Here is a 16,905-nt window from a genome sequence, read left to right on the forward strand (position 1 = left end):
TGCGTGGGAGGACGGCTCAGACGTCCTTGTCGTCGTCATCATCGTCATCGAGGATGTGGCACGCGCCCGCATCCTCGTCGAGCGCCTTGCCGACGAACTCCTTCACCAGGTCATCGCCATTGAAGACGAGGGAGAGGCTGACCTGTTCGCCGCCCACGTCCTCCTTCTTGTCCAGGTGCAGCTTGCCGCCGAGCGCCGCCGCGTTCCCGTCCACGTGCGCGCCCGCGGGCACCCGCACCTCACCGCCAATGGACACCACGTCGCCCTTCACCTTCGCGCCGGGCTCCAGGATGACGCGCCCCCGGATGGACACCACGTCGTTGTCCACCACCGCGCCCTTCTTCACGATGACGTCGCCGTCCACCGCGACCGCGTCGTGGATCTTCTCCCCGGGCTCGACGACCAGGTTCGTCCCCTGGACCGCCTTGCTCCCGTCCTTGACGTTGACGCAGATGGCCTTGGCGTGAGCCTTGGCCGGCGCCTGCTTCGCGGGTTCCGCCGCCAGGGCCGGCACGGCCAGCGAGCAGGCGAGGAGCATCATGGGCAGGAAGGGACGGCGCATGGCGGAGACCTCCGGGACGCGGAAGGGGAGCGGCATGCCCTTGCTACGGGCGTCCGCGTCCCCCATTGCATCCGGGGCCTCGCCTCAGCTGAGCACGCCCTTCGCCGCGTCGATGGCCTCGTGGGTGCCCGCGAGCGCCAGGATGTCGCCCGCGCGCAGCACCTCCTGGGCGGTGGGCACCAGGACGCCCGCGTCGCCCCGGCGGATGGCCAGCACCGTGGCCCCCGTCATGCCACGCAGGTTGAGCTCCGCCAGGGTCCGGCCCACCGCCGCGCTGGACTCGCCGAGCGCCACCGACTCCGGTTCTCCGATGCCGGGCAGCAGCTGGCGCACGCCATGGAGGACGTCCTTGGGAGGCTCGTCCTCGTCACCCTTGGCGTGGGACTGGGCCGCGAGCGCCTCCACGATGACCTGCGCGCCCGCGCGCATGTGCCCCTGCAGGTGCGTGGCGCTCTTCCAGAAGGCGAAGCCCATCACGCCCAGGGACACCAGCAGCAGCATCGCGCCCGGCACGCCCGGCAGGAACGGCTGGGTGATGGCCACCACCGGCACGCCCACCATGAAGACGCTGGCCAGTTGGAGCGCCACCACCAGCACCCGGCGCGGCGCCGCCGCCAGGTCCACCTTTCCGTTGGCGGCCGCCGGCAGCGCGCCCTCCGCCAGCACCACGCCCAGCCGCCGCCCCATCCGCACGATGCCCACGCAGAAGGGCAGGGCCAGCGCCACGGACAGGCCGATGACGATCCAGGGCGTCAGCGTCTTGCCCCAGCCCATGCGCTCGTCGATGAACTCCGTGACCTGGGGCAGCAGCACCGACGTGCCAATGACGATGATGGTGATGAGCGCCGCGTCCAGCAGCATCAGGAGCGCCATGCGCCGCACGCGCGCGCCCACCGTCTTCTGGCGTGGCGACGTGCGCAGGTTCTCCACCCAGCTACCGTAGAGCGAAGCGAACGTCTGCAGCGGCGCCGGCAGCTTGCGGTCCACCCAGTTGGCGATGGGCCCGGACGCGCGGATGAGCCACGGCGTCGTCAGCGTGGTGATGGCCGACACGGCCACCGCCACCGGGTAGAGGAACATGCCCGTCGCCTTCAGGGACAGGCCCAGGCCCGCGATGATGAAGGAGAACTCGCCAATCTGGGACAGGCTCAGGCCCGCCTGCACGGACGTGCGCGTGCCGTTGCCCGTGAAGAACGCGCCCACCGACACGCTGAGGATCTTCCCCAGGACGACCACGCCGGTGAGCACCGCGATGGCCAGCCAGTGCTCACGGATGAGCGCCGGGTCGATGAGCATGCCCACGGACACGAAGAACACCGCGCCGAACAGGTCGCGCACCGGCTGCACCAGGTGCTCGATCTCCTTGCCCTCGCCGGACTCGGCCACCAGCGAGCCCGCGAGGAACGCGCCCAGCGCCACCGAGTAGCCGAACGACTGCGCCAGCAGCGCGCCCGCGAAGCAGATGCCGATGCTCGTGACGAGCGTCGTCTCCGGCCGCTGGAGCTTCGTGATGGCGCGCACCACGCGGGGTACGACGAACAGGCCGATGCCCACCAGGCCCGCGAGGAACGCCGCCAGCCGGCCCACGGTGAAGGCCAGGTCCCCGGCGGACAGGCCGGTGCCGCTGGACACCGCGGTGAGCATGGCCATCAGCAGGATGCCGATGAGGTCCTCCACGATGAGGATGCCCACCACGATGCTCCGGAGCGCGCCCCGGATGTTCTGCTCGTCGAACGCCTTGGCGATGATGGTGGTGCTGGAGATGGCGATGCAGCAGCCGGTGAACAGGCTCTCCAGCATCGTCCAGCCGAAGGCGCGGCCGGTGATGAAGCCCAGCCACACCATCACGCTGCACTGGATGACGGCGGTGAGCCCCGCCGTGGGCCCCACCTGGAAGAGCCGGCGCAGGCTGAACTCCAGCCCCAGGGAGAACATCAGCAGGATGACGCCCAGCTCCGACAGCGTCTGCACGATGCCCGGGTCCGCCACCAGGGGGATGGGGACGTGCGGCCCGATGATGAAGCCCGCGAGGATGTAGCCCAGCACCACCGGCTGGCGCAGGCGCTGGAAGAGGACCGTGGTGACCGCCGCGACACAGAGGACGGTGGCGAGAGCTTGGAGGAAGGCGTGGGCGTCGTGCATGGGAGGCGCCTTGGGAGGTGATGGGCTCGCGTTGCCCGGCCCCGCCCGCGCTGCGCGGGGCCGGATCCACAGGAGGAAGTTAGGGCGGGCTCAGCCGCATCGCTCGAGGGCGATGGCTCCGCCGATGATGACCAGGCACAACAGGCCACTCCACAACAGGCGCGCGCCCTGCCACTGGTCGTGGGTGGCGCCCCCCTGCGGCTGGGGGGGAGTGGGCTCGGTGGGGGACGGGGACGAAGACATGGAAGGAGGCCTCGCGCGGCCGCGGGAAGGCGCGCCGCGGCTGGGAAGGGTTGCGTGGGAGGAGGGCCCGCCTGCCAGGTCTCTGGAGCTCACACCGGGACGCAGCGGGCATGGGCCCGTGAACGAAGAAGAGGGGAAAGGACCGCTCAGCCCTGGACGGGGGGGCCCTGCGCCGGGCAGTTCACCGTCCGGGGGCGGTCCGCCAGCGGCGTGAGCCGGCTGGGGAGCGCCCGGGCAAGCAGGCCCTGGGCCCGCGCCAGCACTCCCGCGTCATAGCGCGCGAGCAACGCGCGCAGGGTGTCCAGCCTGGGGGTGTAAGGGGGCGGGGACCGGAGCCCGGCACCGCCACCATCCACCTGATCGCGCGAGCCCGGCCGCGGCGCGCCCACGTGGGACCCGTGCAGCAGCCCCGCTTCCTCCCACTCCGGCTTCAGGCTGGAAGGCGCGCGCGATGCCTTGTGGGTCCGGGACGCCGCCGCCTCCAGGCCGGCCTTGTGGAACGGCCCCGCTGGGCGCTCCACCAGCCCCAGGAACCCGGCGACCACCGCCGCGCACACGACCGCCGCCAGGGCCATCCTGGAGGGGCGGGGGGCTTCACGCCCGGTGTGTGGAGGGGCCGGCGTCATGGGTTGGGGGGCTAAGCGTGTCGCACGGGATGCGACAGTCCGTCGCCGACAAAAGTCTGTATCGGCGGAAGGGCTTTATACGCAGCGGGGTTCTCACGCACCTCGGAAAATCGCGCCCTTGGCGATGAAACTGTCATCCGATGACGCAGGCGGGTGATTTCAGCACCACTCCACATTGACGTTGCCACCCGCCAGGGGATATCCCCTTTCAGCAACCGAAAATGCGAACCATTCTCAACTTCGACGACGGATTGGGGGCTGGCCCGACGCTGCCTCAGGCTGCGACCACCCGTGTGGATCCGGCGCGGAGTCCGGTGGGGCTGTTCCAGTCGGCGACCGCGTCGGCGGAGGCGGGGTGGGGTCGCTGGAGTGGGGCCCTGCTGACCGCTGCCGCGGCGCACGTGCTGGCGGTGGCAGTCGGGGTGATGGTGTCGAACCGCCCGCCGCCCGAGGTCAAGAAGCCGGAGCCGGAGCTGGTGCTGATGGCGTACGCGCCGCCTCCGCCGCCCCTGGGCGGTGGCTCGGTGAAGCAGGCCGCGGAGCCCGTGAAGGCGGTGGTGCAGAAGCCTCGCCCGAAGCACCGGGAGCTGGTGATGCCCGCGAAGGTGCCGGAGCCGGTGCAGGAGACGCCGGCGGAGCAGGTGGAGACCCCGCCCGCGACGGAGGTGGCCTCGGTCGTGTCGGAGGCGCCCGCGGGGCCGGGCGTGCCGGAAGGCGCGGTCGGTGGCGTCGTCGGTGGCGTGGTGGGCGGAATCGTGGGCGGCAAGGTCGGCGGGCAGGGCACCGCGCCGCCCATCTATACGCCGCGCGAGGTGATGAAGCTGCCGGTGCTGCTGTCCGGCAAGCCGGAGTATCCGCGCCGCGCCCGCGAGGACGGAATCTCCGGCGTGGTGATGGTGATGGTGGTCATCGGCACGGACGGCGAGGTGGAGCCGGGCTCGCCGCGCATCCAGCGCTCGGTGCCGGGCCTGGACGAGGCCGCGCTCGAGTCCGTCGCGGGCTGGCGCTTCTCGCCGGCCCTGGGACACGACGGCGCGCCCGTGCGCGTGAAGGTCGTGATCCCGGTGAAGTTCGCCCTGAGGTAGTCCCTTCGCAGCCCCGTAGAAGCCTTCATGAATCCCAAGCTCCGCTCGGTTCTCTTCTGGATCCACCTCGTCTGCGGCCTCATCGTCGGGCTCGTGGTGGGAGTGATGTCGTTCACGGGCGCGGCGATCGCGTTCGAGTCACAGATCGTCGACCTGGCGGACCGGGATGCGCGCCACGCGGCGCCTCCCGCGCCGGGGACACCGCGCCTGACGGTGGAGGAGATGATCGCCAGGGTGAAGGAGGCGAAGCCCGCCGTGCCGCCCTCCGGAGTGACGGTGTCCTCCGAGGCGGACAGCATGGTGACGGTGGCCCTGGGCCGCGGCGCCGCGGTCTATGTTCACCCGTACACCGGGGAGGTGCGCGAGCAGGGTGCGCAGGGCTGGCGTTCGTTCTTCCACACGATGGAGGAGCTGCACCGCTGGCTCGCGGCGTCCGGCGACAACCGCGCCGTGGGCAAGGGCATCACCGGCGTGGCCAACCTGGCCTTCTTCTTCCTGGGCATCACCGGCCTGTTCTTGTGGTGGCCGCGCAAGTGGACGCTGCGCTCCATGCGGCCCATCCTGTGGTTCCGCCGCGGGCTGAAGGGCAAGGCGCGCGACTTCAACTGGCACAACGTCATCGGCTTCTGGTCGCTGCCGGTGCTGGTGGTGCTGACGGCGTCCGGCGCGGTCATCTCCTATAAGTGGGCCTCCAACCTGGTCTTCACCCTCACGGGCAACGAGCCGCCCTCGGCGCAGGGGCCCATCGCCTCCGCGCCCGTCGTCGTGTCCACGCCCGCGCCGGGGACGAAGCCCCAGGCGCTGGATGCGCAGTTCGACGCGGTGATGAAGCAGTCCAAGGCCTGGGAGACCATCACGCTGCGGCTGGCTGCGCCTCCGGGCGCCGGCGGCCCCGGCGGCCGTCCCGAGGGCGCTCCTCGCGGCGAGGGCGCTCCGCGGGGTGAGGGTGGTCCTCGTGGCGACGGCGGTCCTCGGGGCGAACGCATGGCGCGCGGCGAGGGCGCTCCGCAGGGCGAGGGCGCGTCCCGGCCCGAAGGTGGTCCTCGGGGCGAAGGTGGCCCGCGCGGTGAGGGCGCTCCTCGCGGCGAAGGTGGTCCTCGCGGCGAAGGTCGTGGCAGTCCAAAGGGCCCGCAGGCGAGCACCTTCATCGTCCGCGAGCAGGAGCGCTGGCCGCTCTTCGCCACCAACACGGTGTCGGTGGATCCCTTCACCGCGCAGCCCCTGAAGACGGAGACCTACGCGGACTTCAACAGCGGCCGGAAGGTGCGCACGTGGCTGCGCTTCCTGCACACCGGCGAGGCGCTGGGGTGGATGGGCCAGCTCATCGCGGCGCTCGCGTCCTTCGGCGCCGTGTTCCTCGTCTACACCGGCTATGCGCTGTCCTGGCGCCGCTTCGTCCCGCGCCGCCGGACCCAGCCCGCGGCCTCCTCGGCGCCGGTGGTCCCGCCCGCGGAGTCGAAGACACACGCCGCCTGACGTCACAGCTCAGTAAACCCAGACATCCCAGAAGCCCGGACCGCGAGCGCGGATCCGGGCTTTTTTTGTTTTCACTCGCGGGCGTGTGGCATTCGTGTCGCTGATGCAAAGCAGTGCCTTGGCGAGCGCGGCGCATCCAGCTTCGAAGTGTTGACGGGAAGAAATTTCTTGTAACGCCAATCGGGAACCTGCATATGAGAATCATTCTCATTTTTGGCAGTCATTCCTTTCCCGAGGGGATTTGTGTCTACATCCAAGCCCGGTCGTACTGGTGTCCGCTCTTCGAATGGCAACCCTGGAGGCGTGCGCGGCGCGCTCTGGCCCTGGGGGCCGGCGGCGGTAGGCCTCGCCTCCGCCCTGGCGGCGGGTGGCGCCATGGCGCAGGAGACGCCGGCGACGACGGGCGAGACGTCCGCGCCCGTGCAGGAGTCCCGCCCGGCGGAGTCCGCCCCCGTGGGCCAGGAGGCCCCGGCCCCCGAGCGCACGCCGGAGTCCGCGGCGCCCACGCAGGCTGCCCCGACGGCGACGGCGGAGCAGGCCGCCCAGGACGACGCCTACGTCCTCCCGGAGGTGTCCGTCGAGGGTGAGACGGAGAAGTACAACGCGACCGAGCCCAGCCTGGCGCGCCTGCCCCGGCCGCTGGTGGACACGCCGCAGACCATCACGGTGGTCCCCGAGCGCGTCATGGAGGAGCAGCAGGCGACGACGCTGCGCGATGCCCTGCGCAACGTGTCCGGCATCACGGTGACGGCGGGCGAGGGTGGCCGTCAGGGTGACACCTTCTCGCTGCGCGGCTTCTCCGCCCAGACGGACACGCTGCGCGACGGCGTGCGCGACCTGGGCTGGTTCACGCGCGACACGTTCAACCTGGAGGGCGTGGAGGTCTACTTCGGCCCGTCGTCGGTGCTGTTCGGCCGCGGCTCCACGGGCGGCGCCATCAACCTGGTGACGAAGAAGGCGCGCAAGGGCTCCTTCACGGACCTGCGCCTGTCGGGCGGCACGTCGCCCACCGGCCGCATCGAGGCGGACGTCAACCAGGAGCTGTCCGACAGCGTCCAGTTCCGCGTGAGCGCCGTGGGGCAGCTGGCCGGCGTCGCGGGCCGTGACGTCGTGAAGGAGAACCGGGCGGGCATCGCGCCGTCCGCGCGCTTCCAACTGGCGGAGAAGGTCGCCCTGGAGGTGGACTACTTCTACCAGCACGAGGACAGCGTGCCGGACTACGGCCAGCCGTACTTCAACGGCTACCCCGTGGGCGTCACCCTGGACGTGCCCCGTGAGAACTTCTACGGCGTGAAGGACAGCGACCAGGAGCTGGTGAACGTGCACATCGGCACGGCGCGCCTGCTCGCGGACCTGGGCGACACGTTCCGCCTGACGAACACGCTGCGCTACGGCGGCGTGGACCGCTTCTCCCGGCCCACCGCGCCGCGCGGCCTGACGCCGGCCGGAGCCCCCACCACCATCGGGCGCCAGCGCTTCGAGACCACCGCGGACAACACCTACTTCGCGGACCAGCTGGACGTGCGCGGCGTGTTCAACACGGGCTTCCTCAAGCACACCGCCAACATCGGCCTGGACATCTCCCGCGAGCAGCGTGAGCAGGGCCGCGCCAACCTCGCCGCGGCGGGCGGCGGCAACCTGCCGGCGGACCTGTTCGACCCGGACAACAGCCCGGACCTGTCCGGCGTGACGCGCACCGTGGGCGCCACCAACTACAGCCGCCAGTGGAACCTGGGCGCGTACGCGTCGGATCAGATCCAGCTGGGCAAGTACGTGGAGGTCCTCGGCACCCTGCGCCTGGACAACCTGCACAGCGACTACGAGACCATCGCCGCGAACGGCACCGTGGCCGCCTTCGAGCAGGAGAACAGCCTGTTCAACTGGCGCGTGGGCCTGGTGCTCCACCCGGCGGAGAACACCAGCGTCTACGGCATGTACGGCACGTCCTCGAACCCGAGCGCCGAGCTGGCCACGCTGTCCAACGACACCGTCACGCTGGATCCGGAGAAGAACGAGACCTTCGAGATCGGCGCCAAGTCCGACCTCATCAAGGAGCGCCTGAGCGTCAACGCCGCTGTGTTCCGCACCAACAAGCTGAACGCGCGCGTGCCGAACTCGGATCCGGACGGCCCGCCCGTCGTGCTGGAGGGCAAGCAGCGGGTGCAGGGCTACGCCCTCGGCGTCGCGGGCTCGCCGGTGCGCCGCTGGAACGTGTTCGCCAACTACACGTTCCTGGACGCGAGCATCCGCGAGCACACCAATGAGTTCCTGGTGGGGCAGCGCCTGGTGAACACGCCCAAGCGCAGCTTCTCGCTGTGGACCACGTACGCCATCCTGGACAACCTGTCCGTGGGCGGCGGCGCCACCTACCAGGACGTGGCCACGGTGAACAACCCGGCCAACGCGACGGCGGCGCTCAGCAAGGTGCCCAACTTCTGGCGCTTCGACGCGTTCGCGTCGTACTCCATCCAGAAGGTGGACCTGCAGCTCAACGTCTACAACCTGACCGACAAGCTCTACTACGACGCGTACTACGGCGGCCAGGCCGTGCCGGCGGACGGCGTCTCGGCGCTGCTCTCCGCGCACGTGCGGTTCTAGTCGCGCGGTGTCCCTGCCGGGCGTAGGAGGACGTCCATCATGATGGTGCACATCCCGCAGGTCCTCACGCCCGAGCAGGTGGCCCACTGCCGCGCCGTCTTCCAGAAGGCGGCGTGGGAGGATGGCCGGACCACCGCCGGCAAGCAGTCCGCGCAGGTGAAGAAGAACCTCCAGCTGCCGGAAGGCAGCCCCGCTGCCCGGGAGCTGGGGGACCTGGTGCTCGCCGGCCTGGAGCGGAGCCCGCTGTTCATCTCCGCCGTGCTGCCCCAGCGCGTGTTCCCGCCGCTGTTCAACCGCTACGAGGCGGGCATGGACTTCGGCTCGCACGTGGACAACGCCATCCGGCCCATCCTGGGCACGAACCAGCGCATCCGCACGGACGTCTCCGCCACGCTCTTCCTCTCCGACCCGGACAGCTACGACGGCGGCGAGCTGGTGGTGGAGGACACCTACGGCAACCACTCGGCGAAGCTGCCCGCGGGTGACCTCATCGTCTATCCGTCCACCAGCCTGCACCACGTCACGCCGGTGACGCGCGGCGTGCGGCTGGCGTCGTTCTTCTGGGTGCAGAGCATGATCCGCGATGCGGGGAAGCGGTCGCTGCTCTTCGACATGGACACGTCCATCATGCAGCTCACGCGCGAGGTGCCCAAGAGCCCCGCGCTGGTGATGCTCACGGGCGTGTACCACAACCTCCTGCGCCAGTGGGCGGAGCCCTAGCCAGGGGCCCCGGGGCCGCTAGTCGGGGCTGACGTGCAGGGTGAGCACCGGGCACGCCGCGCGGCCCACCACCTTCTGCGCCACGCTGCCCAGCAGCATGCGGGTGAGCCCCTTGCGCTGGTGCGTGCCCATCACGATGAGGTCGTACTTCCCGCGCTCGGCCTCCTCCAGCACCACGTTGCCCGCCTCGCCGATCACCACGCGGTGGGACAGGGCGACCGGCGCGGTGCCGTCCACGGAGCGCAGCAGCGCCTCCAGCTCCTTGCCCGCGGTGTCGCGCGCCGTCGCCTCCAGCGAGGTGGCGTCCCAGCCGGGCGAGGCCACCAGCAGGTCCGGCGCCACGTACTGTGGCGGCTCCCAGGCGTGCAGCACGTCCACCGTCGCGCCGAAGGGCCGGGCGAGCTGTAGCGCGTAGTTCACGACGGACCGGGACCCGTCCTTCAGGTCCACCGGCACGAGGATGCGTGAAGGTCCAGCCATGGGTGTGCTCCTCCTGTGGGAACGCATAACGCCCGCTCGCCACCGGGGCAAGGGGGCGTCCGGGGAGCGCCGAGCGGCGGGGCGGGCCCGCAGGGCCACCCGCGCGTGGACACCTTCCTGTCCGAGGTCCTGCCCCCTTATGCGCCCTCCTATCGACAACGGTACCGTGCTCATCATCGGCGCTGCTGGCGGCATCGGCCGCGAGCTTGCCCGGCTGCTCTCCCCGCGGGTCAGGACCCTGGTGCTGGTCGCGGGCGACGTGGACGACCTGGGGAGCCTCCGCGAGGAGCTGCTCGCCCGCTACCCCACCCTGGGGGTGATGGTGAGGGCCTGCCGCATGGATGACCCTCGCGCCGTGGACGCGCTCTTCGAGCACCTGGAGCGCCACTTCGTCCGCGTGGACGTCCTCATCAACAACGCGGACTACGCCTTCAGCGGGCTGTACGCGGAGGAGCGCTGGAAGCGCATCGAGGAGCTGGTGCAGGCCAACGTGCTGGCCCCGGCCATGATCACGCACCGCCTGCTCCGCCCCATGCTGGAGCGCGGGCGGGGTGGCATCCTCACCGTGGGCTCGGGCGCGGCGCGGCTGTTCCTCCCGGGCGCGGTGACGTTCGCCGCCACGCAGCGCTTCCTGGACGGCTTCAGCGAGTCCCTGCGCCTGGAATTGAAGGACGCGGGCATCCCCGTCACCTTCGTGGCCGCCGGCCCGCTGGCGGTGGAGCCGCACCTGGACGGAGAGGTGACGCCGTTCTTCGAGCTGTCCCTGCGCCAGTGCGCCCGCGAGGCGCTGGAGGGCTTCGAGCGGGGCGAGGCGCTGGTGTACCCCGGCCTGGGGCACCGCTGGGTGATGCGGCTCCTGCGCTTCCTGCCGCGCTCCTTCAAGCGGGGCCTGGGGCGGCTGGCGCTGGGCGGCCTCAAGCGGACGCTGCTCTTGAACCCCTCCGGGCCCGGGACGGACGCGGCCCACCGGCCGGTGCTGCTGGCCGGTGGGGAGCCCTCGTCCTCGACGTGACGGCTCCGGCCCGGGAGGGCGGAGCGCTTCAGCCGATGATCATGTCCTCGCGCTCGAGGGTGCCTTCCTCGAAGCGGCGGAGGTTGAAGCGGGTGAAGAGCTCGTCGGCGTCGCCGGAGGTCATCCACCGGGCCATCCGCTCCGCGACGGCGGGGGCCATCATGAAGCCGTGGCCCACGAAGCCCGACAGCTGGAGCAGGTTGTCCAGGCCCGGGGTGCGCCCGAGGATGGGGTTGTTGTCCGGGGTGACGTCGTAGAGGCCGCCCCACTGGCGCAGCACCTTCACCTGGCCCACGTGGGGCAGCTGCTCCGTGAGGGCCTGGGCGAAGCGCGCCACGAAGCGCAGCGTGCTGCCCATGTTGGGGCCGGCGGGCTCCTTCGGGTCGCCCATGCCGCCCACGATCTCGCCGCGCATGGACTGGCTGAAGTACAGGCCCGTGTCGAGCACCGACACCAGCGGCGACAGGAAGGGCTTGAGCGGCTCGGTGCTGAGGATCTCGTGGCGGTGCGGCTCGTTGGGCAGCGTCACGTCCGCGAGCTTCGCCACCTGGGGGCTCCACGCGCCGGAGGCGAGCACGACGGTGTCGCAGGCGATGTCGCCCCGGTCCGTCTTCACCTTGCGCACCTGGCCGTTGCTCGTCTCGAAGCCGGTGACGTTCGTGTACGTCTCCACCTTCACGCCGCGCTTCGCGCAGCCCTGCGCGTAGCCCCACAGGAAGGCCCAGGGGAAGATGACGCCGTCCTCCGGGTTGTAGGCCGCCGTCACGCAGTCCTTCATCGTGAGGCCCGGGACGATGTCGCGCGCCTCGTCCGCGGTGATGATGCGCGTGGGCACGCCGTACTGGTTGTGCAGGGCGGCGTTGCGATCCAGCCGGTACGCGGTGTCCTTGCGCTTGGCCAGGAAGAGGTAGCCGCCCTGGCGCAGCCACACGTTGACGCCCAATTCGCGCGCGAAGCCCTTCATCAGGTCGATGGAGCGCTTGGCCAGTTCGATCAGCGCCGGGGTGCCCCACTGCATGCGCACGCCGCCGCCGTTGCGGCCGGACGCGCCCGCGCACAGGTAGCCGCGCTCCAGCACGACGACGTCCGTCTCCCCGCGCAGCGCCAGGTTGTACGCCAGCGACAGGCCCATGATGCCGCCGCCGATGATGACCACCCTGGCCTTCTGCGGCACCGGGCCCTCCGGCCGCAGCGCGGACGGGAAGTGCTCCAGCTCCTGGGGCACGCCGCCCACGGGCGGGATGGCCTCGTCCACGGGGGCGCTGGCCAGGACGCGCAGCTCCGTGGGGTAGAGCGGCGGGCGCGGCGTGAAGGGCACCACGGCCTCCGCCTTCAGGGCCGGGGCCTTCTGCTTGAGCAGCGCGGCCACCGCGGCGTGGCAGCTCTTGCCCTGGCAGATGCCGGTGCCGAAGCCCGTGTAGCGCTTCACCGACTCCACGTCGTGGTAGCCGCGCTCGATGGCGTGCTCCACGTCCGTGACGGTGACGTCCTCGCAGGTGCAGACGAGCGCCTTGCTCATGACAGCCCTCCCAGCAGCGCCCCGGCGGCCCTCGCGCCCATGGCCGCGGCGTCCTTCGCCGTGCCGACCCTCGCGACGTCCCCGGCGACGAAGACGTCCGCCGCCTGCGTGCGCCCGTCCGCGTCCGCCTCCACGCGGAAGTGGCCCGCGTCCGCGTCGAACTCCACCTTCGCGCCGCCCTGGCGCGCCAGCTCGAAGCCCGGCGCCACCGGCACGGACACCACCACCGCGTCGCACGCCACCTTCTGCTTGCGGCCGCCCTGGGGCGTGAAGCTCAGGCCCGTCACGGCGCGCAGGCCGTGGGCCTTGAGCGCGTCTCCGACGACGGCCCTCGGGTGCGCGTTCGCGGGCAGCGGCCCCTTCAGGTCCACCACCGCCGCCACCTCCACGCCGCGCTGGGTGAACAGGTGCGCCAGCGCGTGCAGCTCCGGGCCGTGGCCCACCAGCGCCGCCACCTGGGGCGCCACGTCGTGGCGGCGCAGGAGCAGGCTCGCCGCGCGGCCCGCGATGACGCCGGGCAGGTCGTTGTTCTCGAAGGGGAGGGTGGGGGGATGGCCGCCCGCCGTGAGCAGGAAGCGCCGGGCGTAGACCTTGAGCAGCCGCAGGTTCCCCGCCTCCCGCGCGGCCACGGCCAGGTAGCGGCCGTGCTCGTCGTCATACAGGCCGATGACGGTGGCCTCGCGCACCACGCTGCCCTGGGGGAACGCGGTGGCCTCCGGCACGAAGGGCGCGTTCTCCTCCGGAGCGCCGTGGGCCAGCCGCCCGCCCAGGCTCGCGTCGCGCTCGAAGAGGAGGAAGGGCACGCCCTTGCCGGCGAGCACCCGCGCCGCCTCCAGGCCCGCCGCGCCGCCGCCCACCACCGCGACGGAGGTGTGGAAGGTGCGAGGCGGCAGGGGCTCCGGGCCCGCTTCCTTGGGGAGCAGGCCCAGGCCGGCCAGCTGCCGGGCCACGCGCGCCATCACGTCCTCCGCCACCGGCACGCCCGCGAACATCTCGTGGTGATCCAGGCGCTTCGGGAAGAACCAGTCGATGGTCTCGAAGATGTCCACCTTCGCGGACGGGTACGCGTTCTGCCGCTCCAGCCGCATGCCCTCCTTCGCGGGCGTGCGGCAGGTGTAGACGTTGGGCAGCCCGTCCACGCGCATCAGGCAGTGCGAGCACGCCGCGGCGAAGCAGTACGGCCCGCGGGGGCGGTGGTACTTCACGGAGCGGGAGAGGACGTTCTCGCCCGCGGCGATGAGGGAGCACGCCACCGGCTCGCCTTCGATGGCGGGGATGCTCTCCCCCTCGAGGTCCACGGTGATGGCCCTGCCGCGCGGGGTTGCGTCTGGGAGGCGTCGCATGGGTGCCGCGCAAAATGGCGCACCCGACGGAGGCGGTCAAAGCCTGTCAACGGCCGCCCGCCCTCCACCAACCCCCCGCGGCCCACAGCGCAGGTGATGGCGCGCGCGCCTGGGGCTTGTTTGAGAAGGAAGAAGCCCCACTCCCGGTGCGCGGGAGCGGGGCCTCATGATGCGGTGTGGCAATCCCGGGGCCGTGAGGCCGGGTGCGTCAAACCGGGTCCTCGCTCCGGGGGAAGATGGGCTCCGGCATGCCCCGGCCGCGGTAGCCGAACCGGGTGCGGATGACCGCGCCGAAGGCCAGCGGGTTGAGGATGAGGTTGAGCAGCACGCCCACCACCGGGATGTGGCTGATGAGCAGGATGATGCCCAGGCCCAGGGCGAGCACCACCGCCTGTGTCTTGCGGCCGCGCATCACCGGCAGCCGCGTGCCCACTTCACTGGCGATGGCCGCGTAGCCCAGCGCCGTGCCCAGCATGGAGGCGACCAGGAGGGCGAACGCCACCGGGATGCCGATGAGCGTGATGCACAGGACGATGGTCAGCGGGATGAGGGCCGCCGCGCCCACCAGGCCCACCCAGAAGTTGCGGGCGGGGTTGGCGCGGATCTCATCCCCCAGCTCCTTCATGCGCGCCGGGAAGAACATCTGCCCCAGGAAGCCCAGGCCGAAGAGGAGCGCGAACTGGAGGATGAAGGACGCCAGGCCCCCGCCGCTGTCGCCGCGGCCGTGGTCGTCATCGTCGTCGGAGTCCACCGACGCGTCGTGGTTCTGCACGTCCTGCATGCCGCGCTTGATCTCTCCGGCCACCATGCGGCCCAGGCCCGCGCCGCCGAAGGACTCCAGGCTGCCCTCCACGACGGCGCCGTCCGCCTTCTGCACCTGGCCGCCAAAGGCGGACACGTCGCCCTCCACCTTCGCGTTGGGCCCCAGGATGATGTTGCCGCCGAAGGCGTGCGCGTCTCCCTCCACGTGGCCCTGGATCTCCAGGTTGCCGCCGAAGGCGACCGCGTCGTCCTCCACGGTGCCCTTCACGATGAGGTTGCCGCCGTAGACGACGGCGCTCTCCACGGACTCGCCCTCCTTCACCTCCAGGTTCTGTCCGCGCGCCACCACGTCCCGGGCGCCGCGCTTGCCCTTCTTGTGCTTGAAGCTGTCGCGGAAGCTGCGGATCTCCTCGCGGATGCGCTGCTTGGCGGCCTCGGCCTCTTCCTTCGCGGCCTGCTTGGCCTCGTCGCGGGCGCGCCGCGCCTCCTCACGCGCCTGGGCGAGGTCCTCCGCCGCGTCCTCGTCCAGCTCCGGCGGCGCGGGAGGCGCCGGGGGCGCGGCGGCCACGACGGGCGGAGCCACGGGCGGGGTGGGGGCGTTGGCGGTGGGGCCCGCGCCGGGCTCCTTCTCCTTCGCGGTCAGCGGGCGCAGGGTGAAGATGGAGCCGTCCTGCTCCAGGTGGAGCGAGTAGGCGCGGGCCACGGTGCGCAGGGCCTGCTCGGCGGTGATGCCGCGCAGCCGCACCTCCGCCGGGGTGTCCAGGTCGCCGGTGACGACCAGGTTCAGGCCGCCCTTCTCCGCGATGGCCTTGAGCGCGTCGCGCAGCGAGCCGCGGAAGCTCACGTCGATGGTGCGGGCCGGGGCCGGGGCGGCCGCGGGGGCCGGGGCGGCTTCCGCGAGCGCGAGGGGGGCGCCGAGGAGGAGCGTTGGAAGCAGCAGGCGGGGGAGGATCTTCATGGTCACGCTCAGGCTTCGGAGAGGGACGGAGGGGAGCCGGCCAGGCGCTTCAGGCCGAACAGCGACGTGAACACGACGAAGGCGATGATGCAGGCCACCGCCAGCCCCGCGGTGCTCCACAGGGCGTGCGCGCCGCTGAACAGGCCCTCCACGAACGCGCGTCCGTCGCGCACGGTGGACGCGAACGCGGTGCCCATGCGGCCGAGCGCCCGGTCGTTGGTGAACAGGAAGCCCAGCCCCACGCCCAGGGACGTGAGCAGGATGCAGAGGCCCGTCCACACCTCGCGGCGCTGGGGCACGGGGCTCTCCGCGACGCGGGCCATCACGTTCACGACCAGCGACGGGGGCGGCAGCGGATCCGCCAGCCGGAACAGGTCCTGCTCCAGCAGGCGGTGGTCCTCCATCAGGGCGGCGCACGCCTCGCACTCCGCGGCGTGGTCCAGGGCCGGGCCCTCACCGGCCTCCAGCTCCGCGAAGAGGACCTCCAGGTCGGGGCAGGGGGTGGGGCTCATCGCGTCTCCTCCTCGGCGGGCGCCATCTTCTTGCGGAGCTTCTCACGGGCGCGGAACAGGCGCGCCATGATCGTCCCGGGCGCGCAGCCCATGATCTGCGCGATCTCCTTCGTGGTGCGCTTCTGGACGTAGTAGAGGGCCAGCACTTCACGGTCGTCCACGGAGAGCGTCTCCATGGCGGCCTCCAGCGACTGCCGCTCCTCGCGCGCGATGGCCCCGTCCTCCTGGGACGCCTCGTTGCTGGGGAGCACCTCCTTCATGGGCTCCAGCTCCTCCGTGCGCACCTTGGTGCGGCGGCGGAGCAGGTCCAGGCAGAGGTTGCGGGTGATGGCGAGCACCCAGAGGTCGAACGGGCGCGTCTCGTCGTAGCGGTGGAGGTTCTGGTACGCGCGCAGGAGGGCCTCCTGCGCGACCTCCGCGGCCTCCGCCTCGCTCTGCAAGAGGCGCAGCGCCAGGCCGTACACCGGGCGCTGCACGCTGCGCACGAGCGCCTCGAAGGCGGACGGGTCCCCCTTGCGGGCGGCCAGCACGTCCGCCTGCCAGGGGAGGGGGGCGGCGTCCTCAGCCATCAGCATGCCGATGGCCATGGGGAGCGAGTCGAGGGCAAGAGCGTTCACGCCCTGGACTACGGGCACGGCGGGAGGCCATTGCGCCGCCCTCGATCATCCCTTCCGCTTCTGTTTTTTCGCGGACTTGGCGGCGGCGAGGCGCTGCTTTTCGGCTTTTTCCGCCCGCCCTTCCGCCTTGGCCTGCTTGCGCTGCTTCTGCTTCGCCCGGAAGCCCAGCGGGATCGCCGGCTCCGGGGCAGGCGGTGGGGCGGTCCGGACCTCCTCCCGCTCCGGGAGCGCCTCGCGGGGTGGGCGGGCG

General features: G+C 71.6%; 14 protein-coding genes and 1 pseudogene. 5 read left to right on the forward strand and 10 right to left on the reverse strand.

The features are described 5' to 3' along the window. Positions 1-16 precede the first annotated feature (16 nt). The 3 genes from U8525_RS31580 to U8525_RS31590 all read right to left on the reverse strand — a co-directional run bounded on the left by U8525_RS31580 (position 17) and on the right by U8525_RS31590 (position 3,522). Positions 17-562 carry a hypothetical protein gene (locus U8525_RS31580; RefSeq protein ID WP_374270434.1) on the reverse strand — a complete coding sequence of 182 codons (546 nt, stop codon included), beginning with the start codon at positions 560-562 and terminating at the stop codon, positions 17-19. An 84-nt stretch (positions 563-646) separates the two neighbouring features. Beyond that, positions 647-2,704 carry a cation:proton antiporter gene (locus tag U8525_RS31585; RefSeq protein WP_374270435.1) on the reverse strand — a complete coding sequence of 686 codons (2,058 nt, stop codon included), beginning with the start codon at positions 2,702-2,704 and terminating at the stop codon, positions 647-649. Positions 2,705-3,093: 389 nt separating this feature from the next. Then, positions 3,094-3,522 carry a hypothetical protein gene (locus tag U8525_RS31590; protein WP_374270436.1) on the reverse strand — a complete coding sequence of 143 codons (429 nt, stop codon included), beginning with the start codon at positions 3,520-3,522 and terminating at the stop codon, positions 3,094-3,096. A gap of 272 nt (positions 3,523-3,794) precedes the next feature. Between U8525_RS31590 and U8525_RS31595 the strand changes: the two genes are divergently transcribed. The 4 genes from U8525_RS31595 (at position 3,795) to U8525_RS31610 (ending at position 9,452) form a co-directional block, all read left to right on the forward strand. Then, positions 3,795-4,658 carry an energy transducer TonB gene (locus U8525_RS31595; protein ID WP_374270437.1) on the forward strand — a complete coding sequence of 288 codons (864 nt, stop codon included), beginning with the start codon at positions 3,795-3,797 and terminating at the stop codon, positions 4,656-4,658. Positions 4,659-4,685: 27 nt separating this feature from the next. Beyond that, positions 4,686-6,134 carry a PepSY-associated TM helix domain-containing protein gene (locus tag U8525_RS31600; RefSeq protein ID WP_374270438.1) on the forward strand — a complete coding sequence of 483 codons (1,449 nt, stop codon included), beginning with the start codon at positions 4,686-4,688 and terminating at the stop codon, positions 6,132-6,134. A 303-nt stretch (positions 6,135-6,437) separates the two neighbouring features. Continuing rightward, a complete protein-coding gene (locus U8525_RS31605) occupies positions 6,438-8,732 on the forward strand; it encodes a TonB-dependent receptor (protein ID WP_374270439.1) in 2,295 nt (764 codons plus the stop codon). 39 nt (positions 8,733-8,771) lie between these two features. Beyond that, the gene (locus tag U8525_RS31610) at positions 8,772-9,452 is read left to right on the forward strand and encodes a Fe2+-dependent dioxygenase (protein ID WP_374270440.1); all 681 of its coding nucleotides are present in this window, start codon (positions 8,772-8,774) and stop codon (positions 9,450-9,452) included. Between the two features lie 18 nt (positions 9,453-9,470). Here U8525_RS31610 and U8525_RS31615 read toward each other — a convergent pair whose 3' ends face one another. Further along, positions 9,471-9,932 carry a universal stress protein gene (locus U8525_RS31615; protein ID WP_374270441.1) on the reverse strand — a complete coding sequence of 154 codons (462 nt, stop codon included), beginning with the start codon at positions 9,930-9,932 and terminating at the stop codon, positions 9,471-9,473. A gap of 139 nt (positions 9,933-10,071) precedes the next feature. Between U8525_RS31615 and U8525_RS31620 the strand changes: the two genes are divergently transcribed. Further along, positions 10,072-10,944, forward strand: coding sequence for an SDR family NAD(P)-dependent oxidoreductase (locus tag U8525_RS31620; RefSeq protein ID WP_374270442.1), 873 nt, complete (start codon positions 10,072-10,074; stop codon positions 10,942-10,944). A gap of 28 nt (positions 10,945-10,972) precedes the next feature. Here the strand turns inward: U8525_RS31620 and U8525_RS31625 are convergent, their stop codons facing one another. From U8525_RS31625 to U8525_RS31650, 6 genes and pseudogenes are all read right to left on the reverse strand, one after another. Then, positions 10,973-12,463: an FAD-dependent oxidoreductase gene (locus U8525_RS31625; RefSeq protein ID WP_374270443.1), complete on the reverse strand. Its 1,491-nt coding sequence runs from the start codon at positions 12,461-12,463 to the stop codon at positions 10,973-10,975. Beyond that, positions 12,460-13,806: a 2Fe-2S iron-sulfur cluster-binding protein gene (locus tag U8525_RS31630; protein WP_374270444.1), complete on the reverse strand. Its 1,347-nt coding sequence runs from the start codon at positions 13,804-13,806 to the stop codon at positions 12,460-12,462. The genes U8525_RS31625 and U8525_RS31630 overlap by 4 nt, the downstream gene beginning before the upstream one ends. Positions 13,807-14,014: 208 nt before the next feature. Continuing rightward, positions 14,015-15,526 (reverse strand): hypothetical protein, encoded by a 1,512-nt coding sequence (locus tag U8525_RS31635; RefSeq protein ID WP_374270445.1) that lies wholly within the window; start codon positions 15,524-15,526, stop codon positions 14,015-14,017. 8 nt (positions 15,527-15,534) lie between these two features. Next, on the reverse strand, positions 15,535-16,038 hold the full coding sequence (locus U8525_RS31640; RefSeq protein WP_374270446.1) for a hypothetical protein: 504 nt from the start codon (positions 16,036-16,038) through the stop codon (positions 15,535-15,537). Next, the gene (locus U8525_RS31645; RefSeq protein WP_374270447.1) at positions 16,035-16,625 is read right to left on the reverse strand and encodes an RNA polymerase sigma factor; all 591 of its coding nucleotides are present in this window, start codon (positions 16,623-16,625) and stop codon (positions 16,035-16,037) included. The genes U8525_RS31640 and U8525_RS31645 overlap by 4 nt, the downstream gene beginning before the upstream one ends. 75 nt (positions 16,626-16,700) lie before the next feature. Continuing rightward, a pseudogene (locus U8525_RS31650) lies at positions 16,701-16,905 on the reverse strand (tRNA pseudouridine(13) synthase TruD); the annotation flags it as partial.

The organism is Corallococcus sp. RDP092CA (assembly GCF_041903675.1).
Classification (GTDB): Bacteria; Myxococcota; Myxococcia; order Myxococcales; family Myxococcaceae; genus Corallococcus.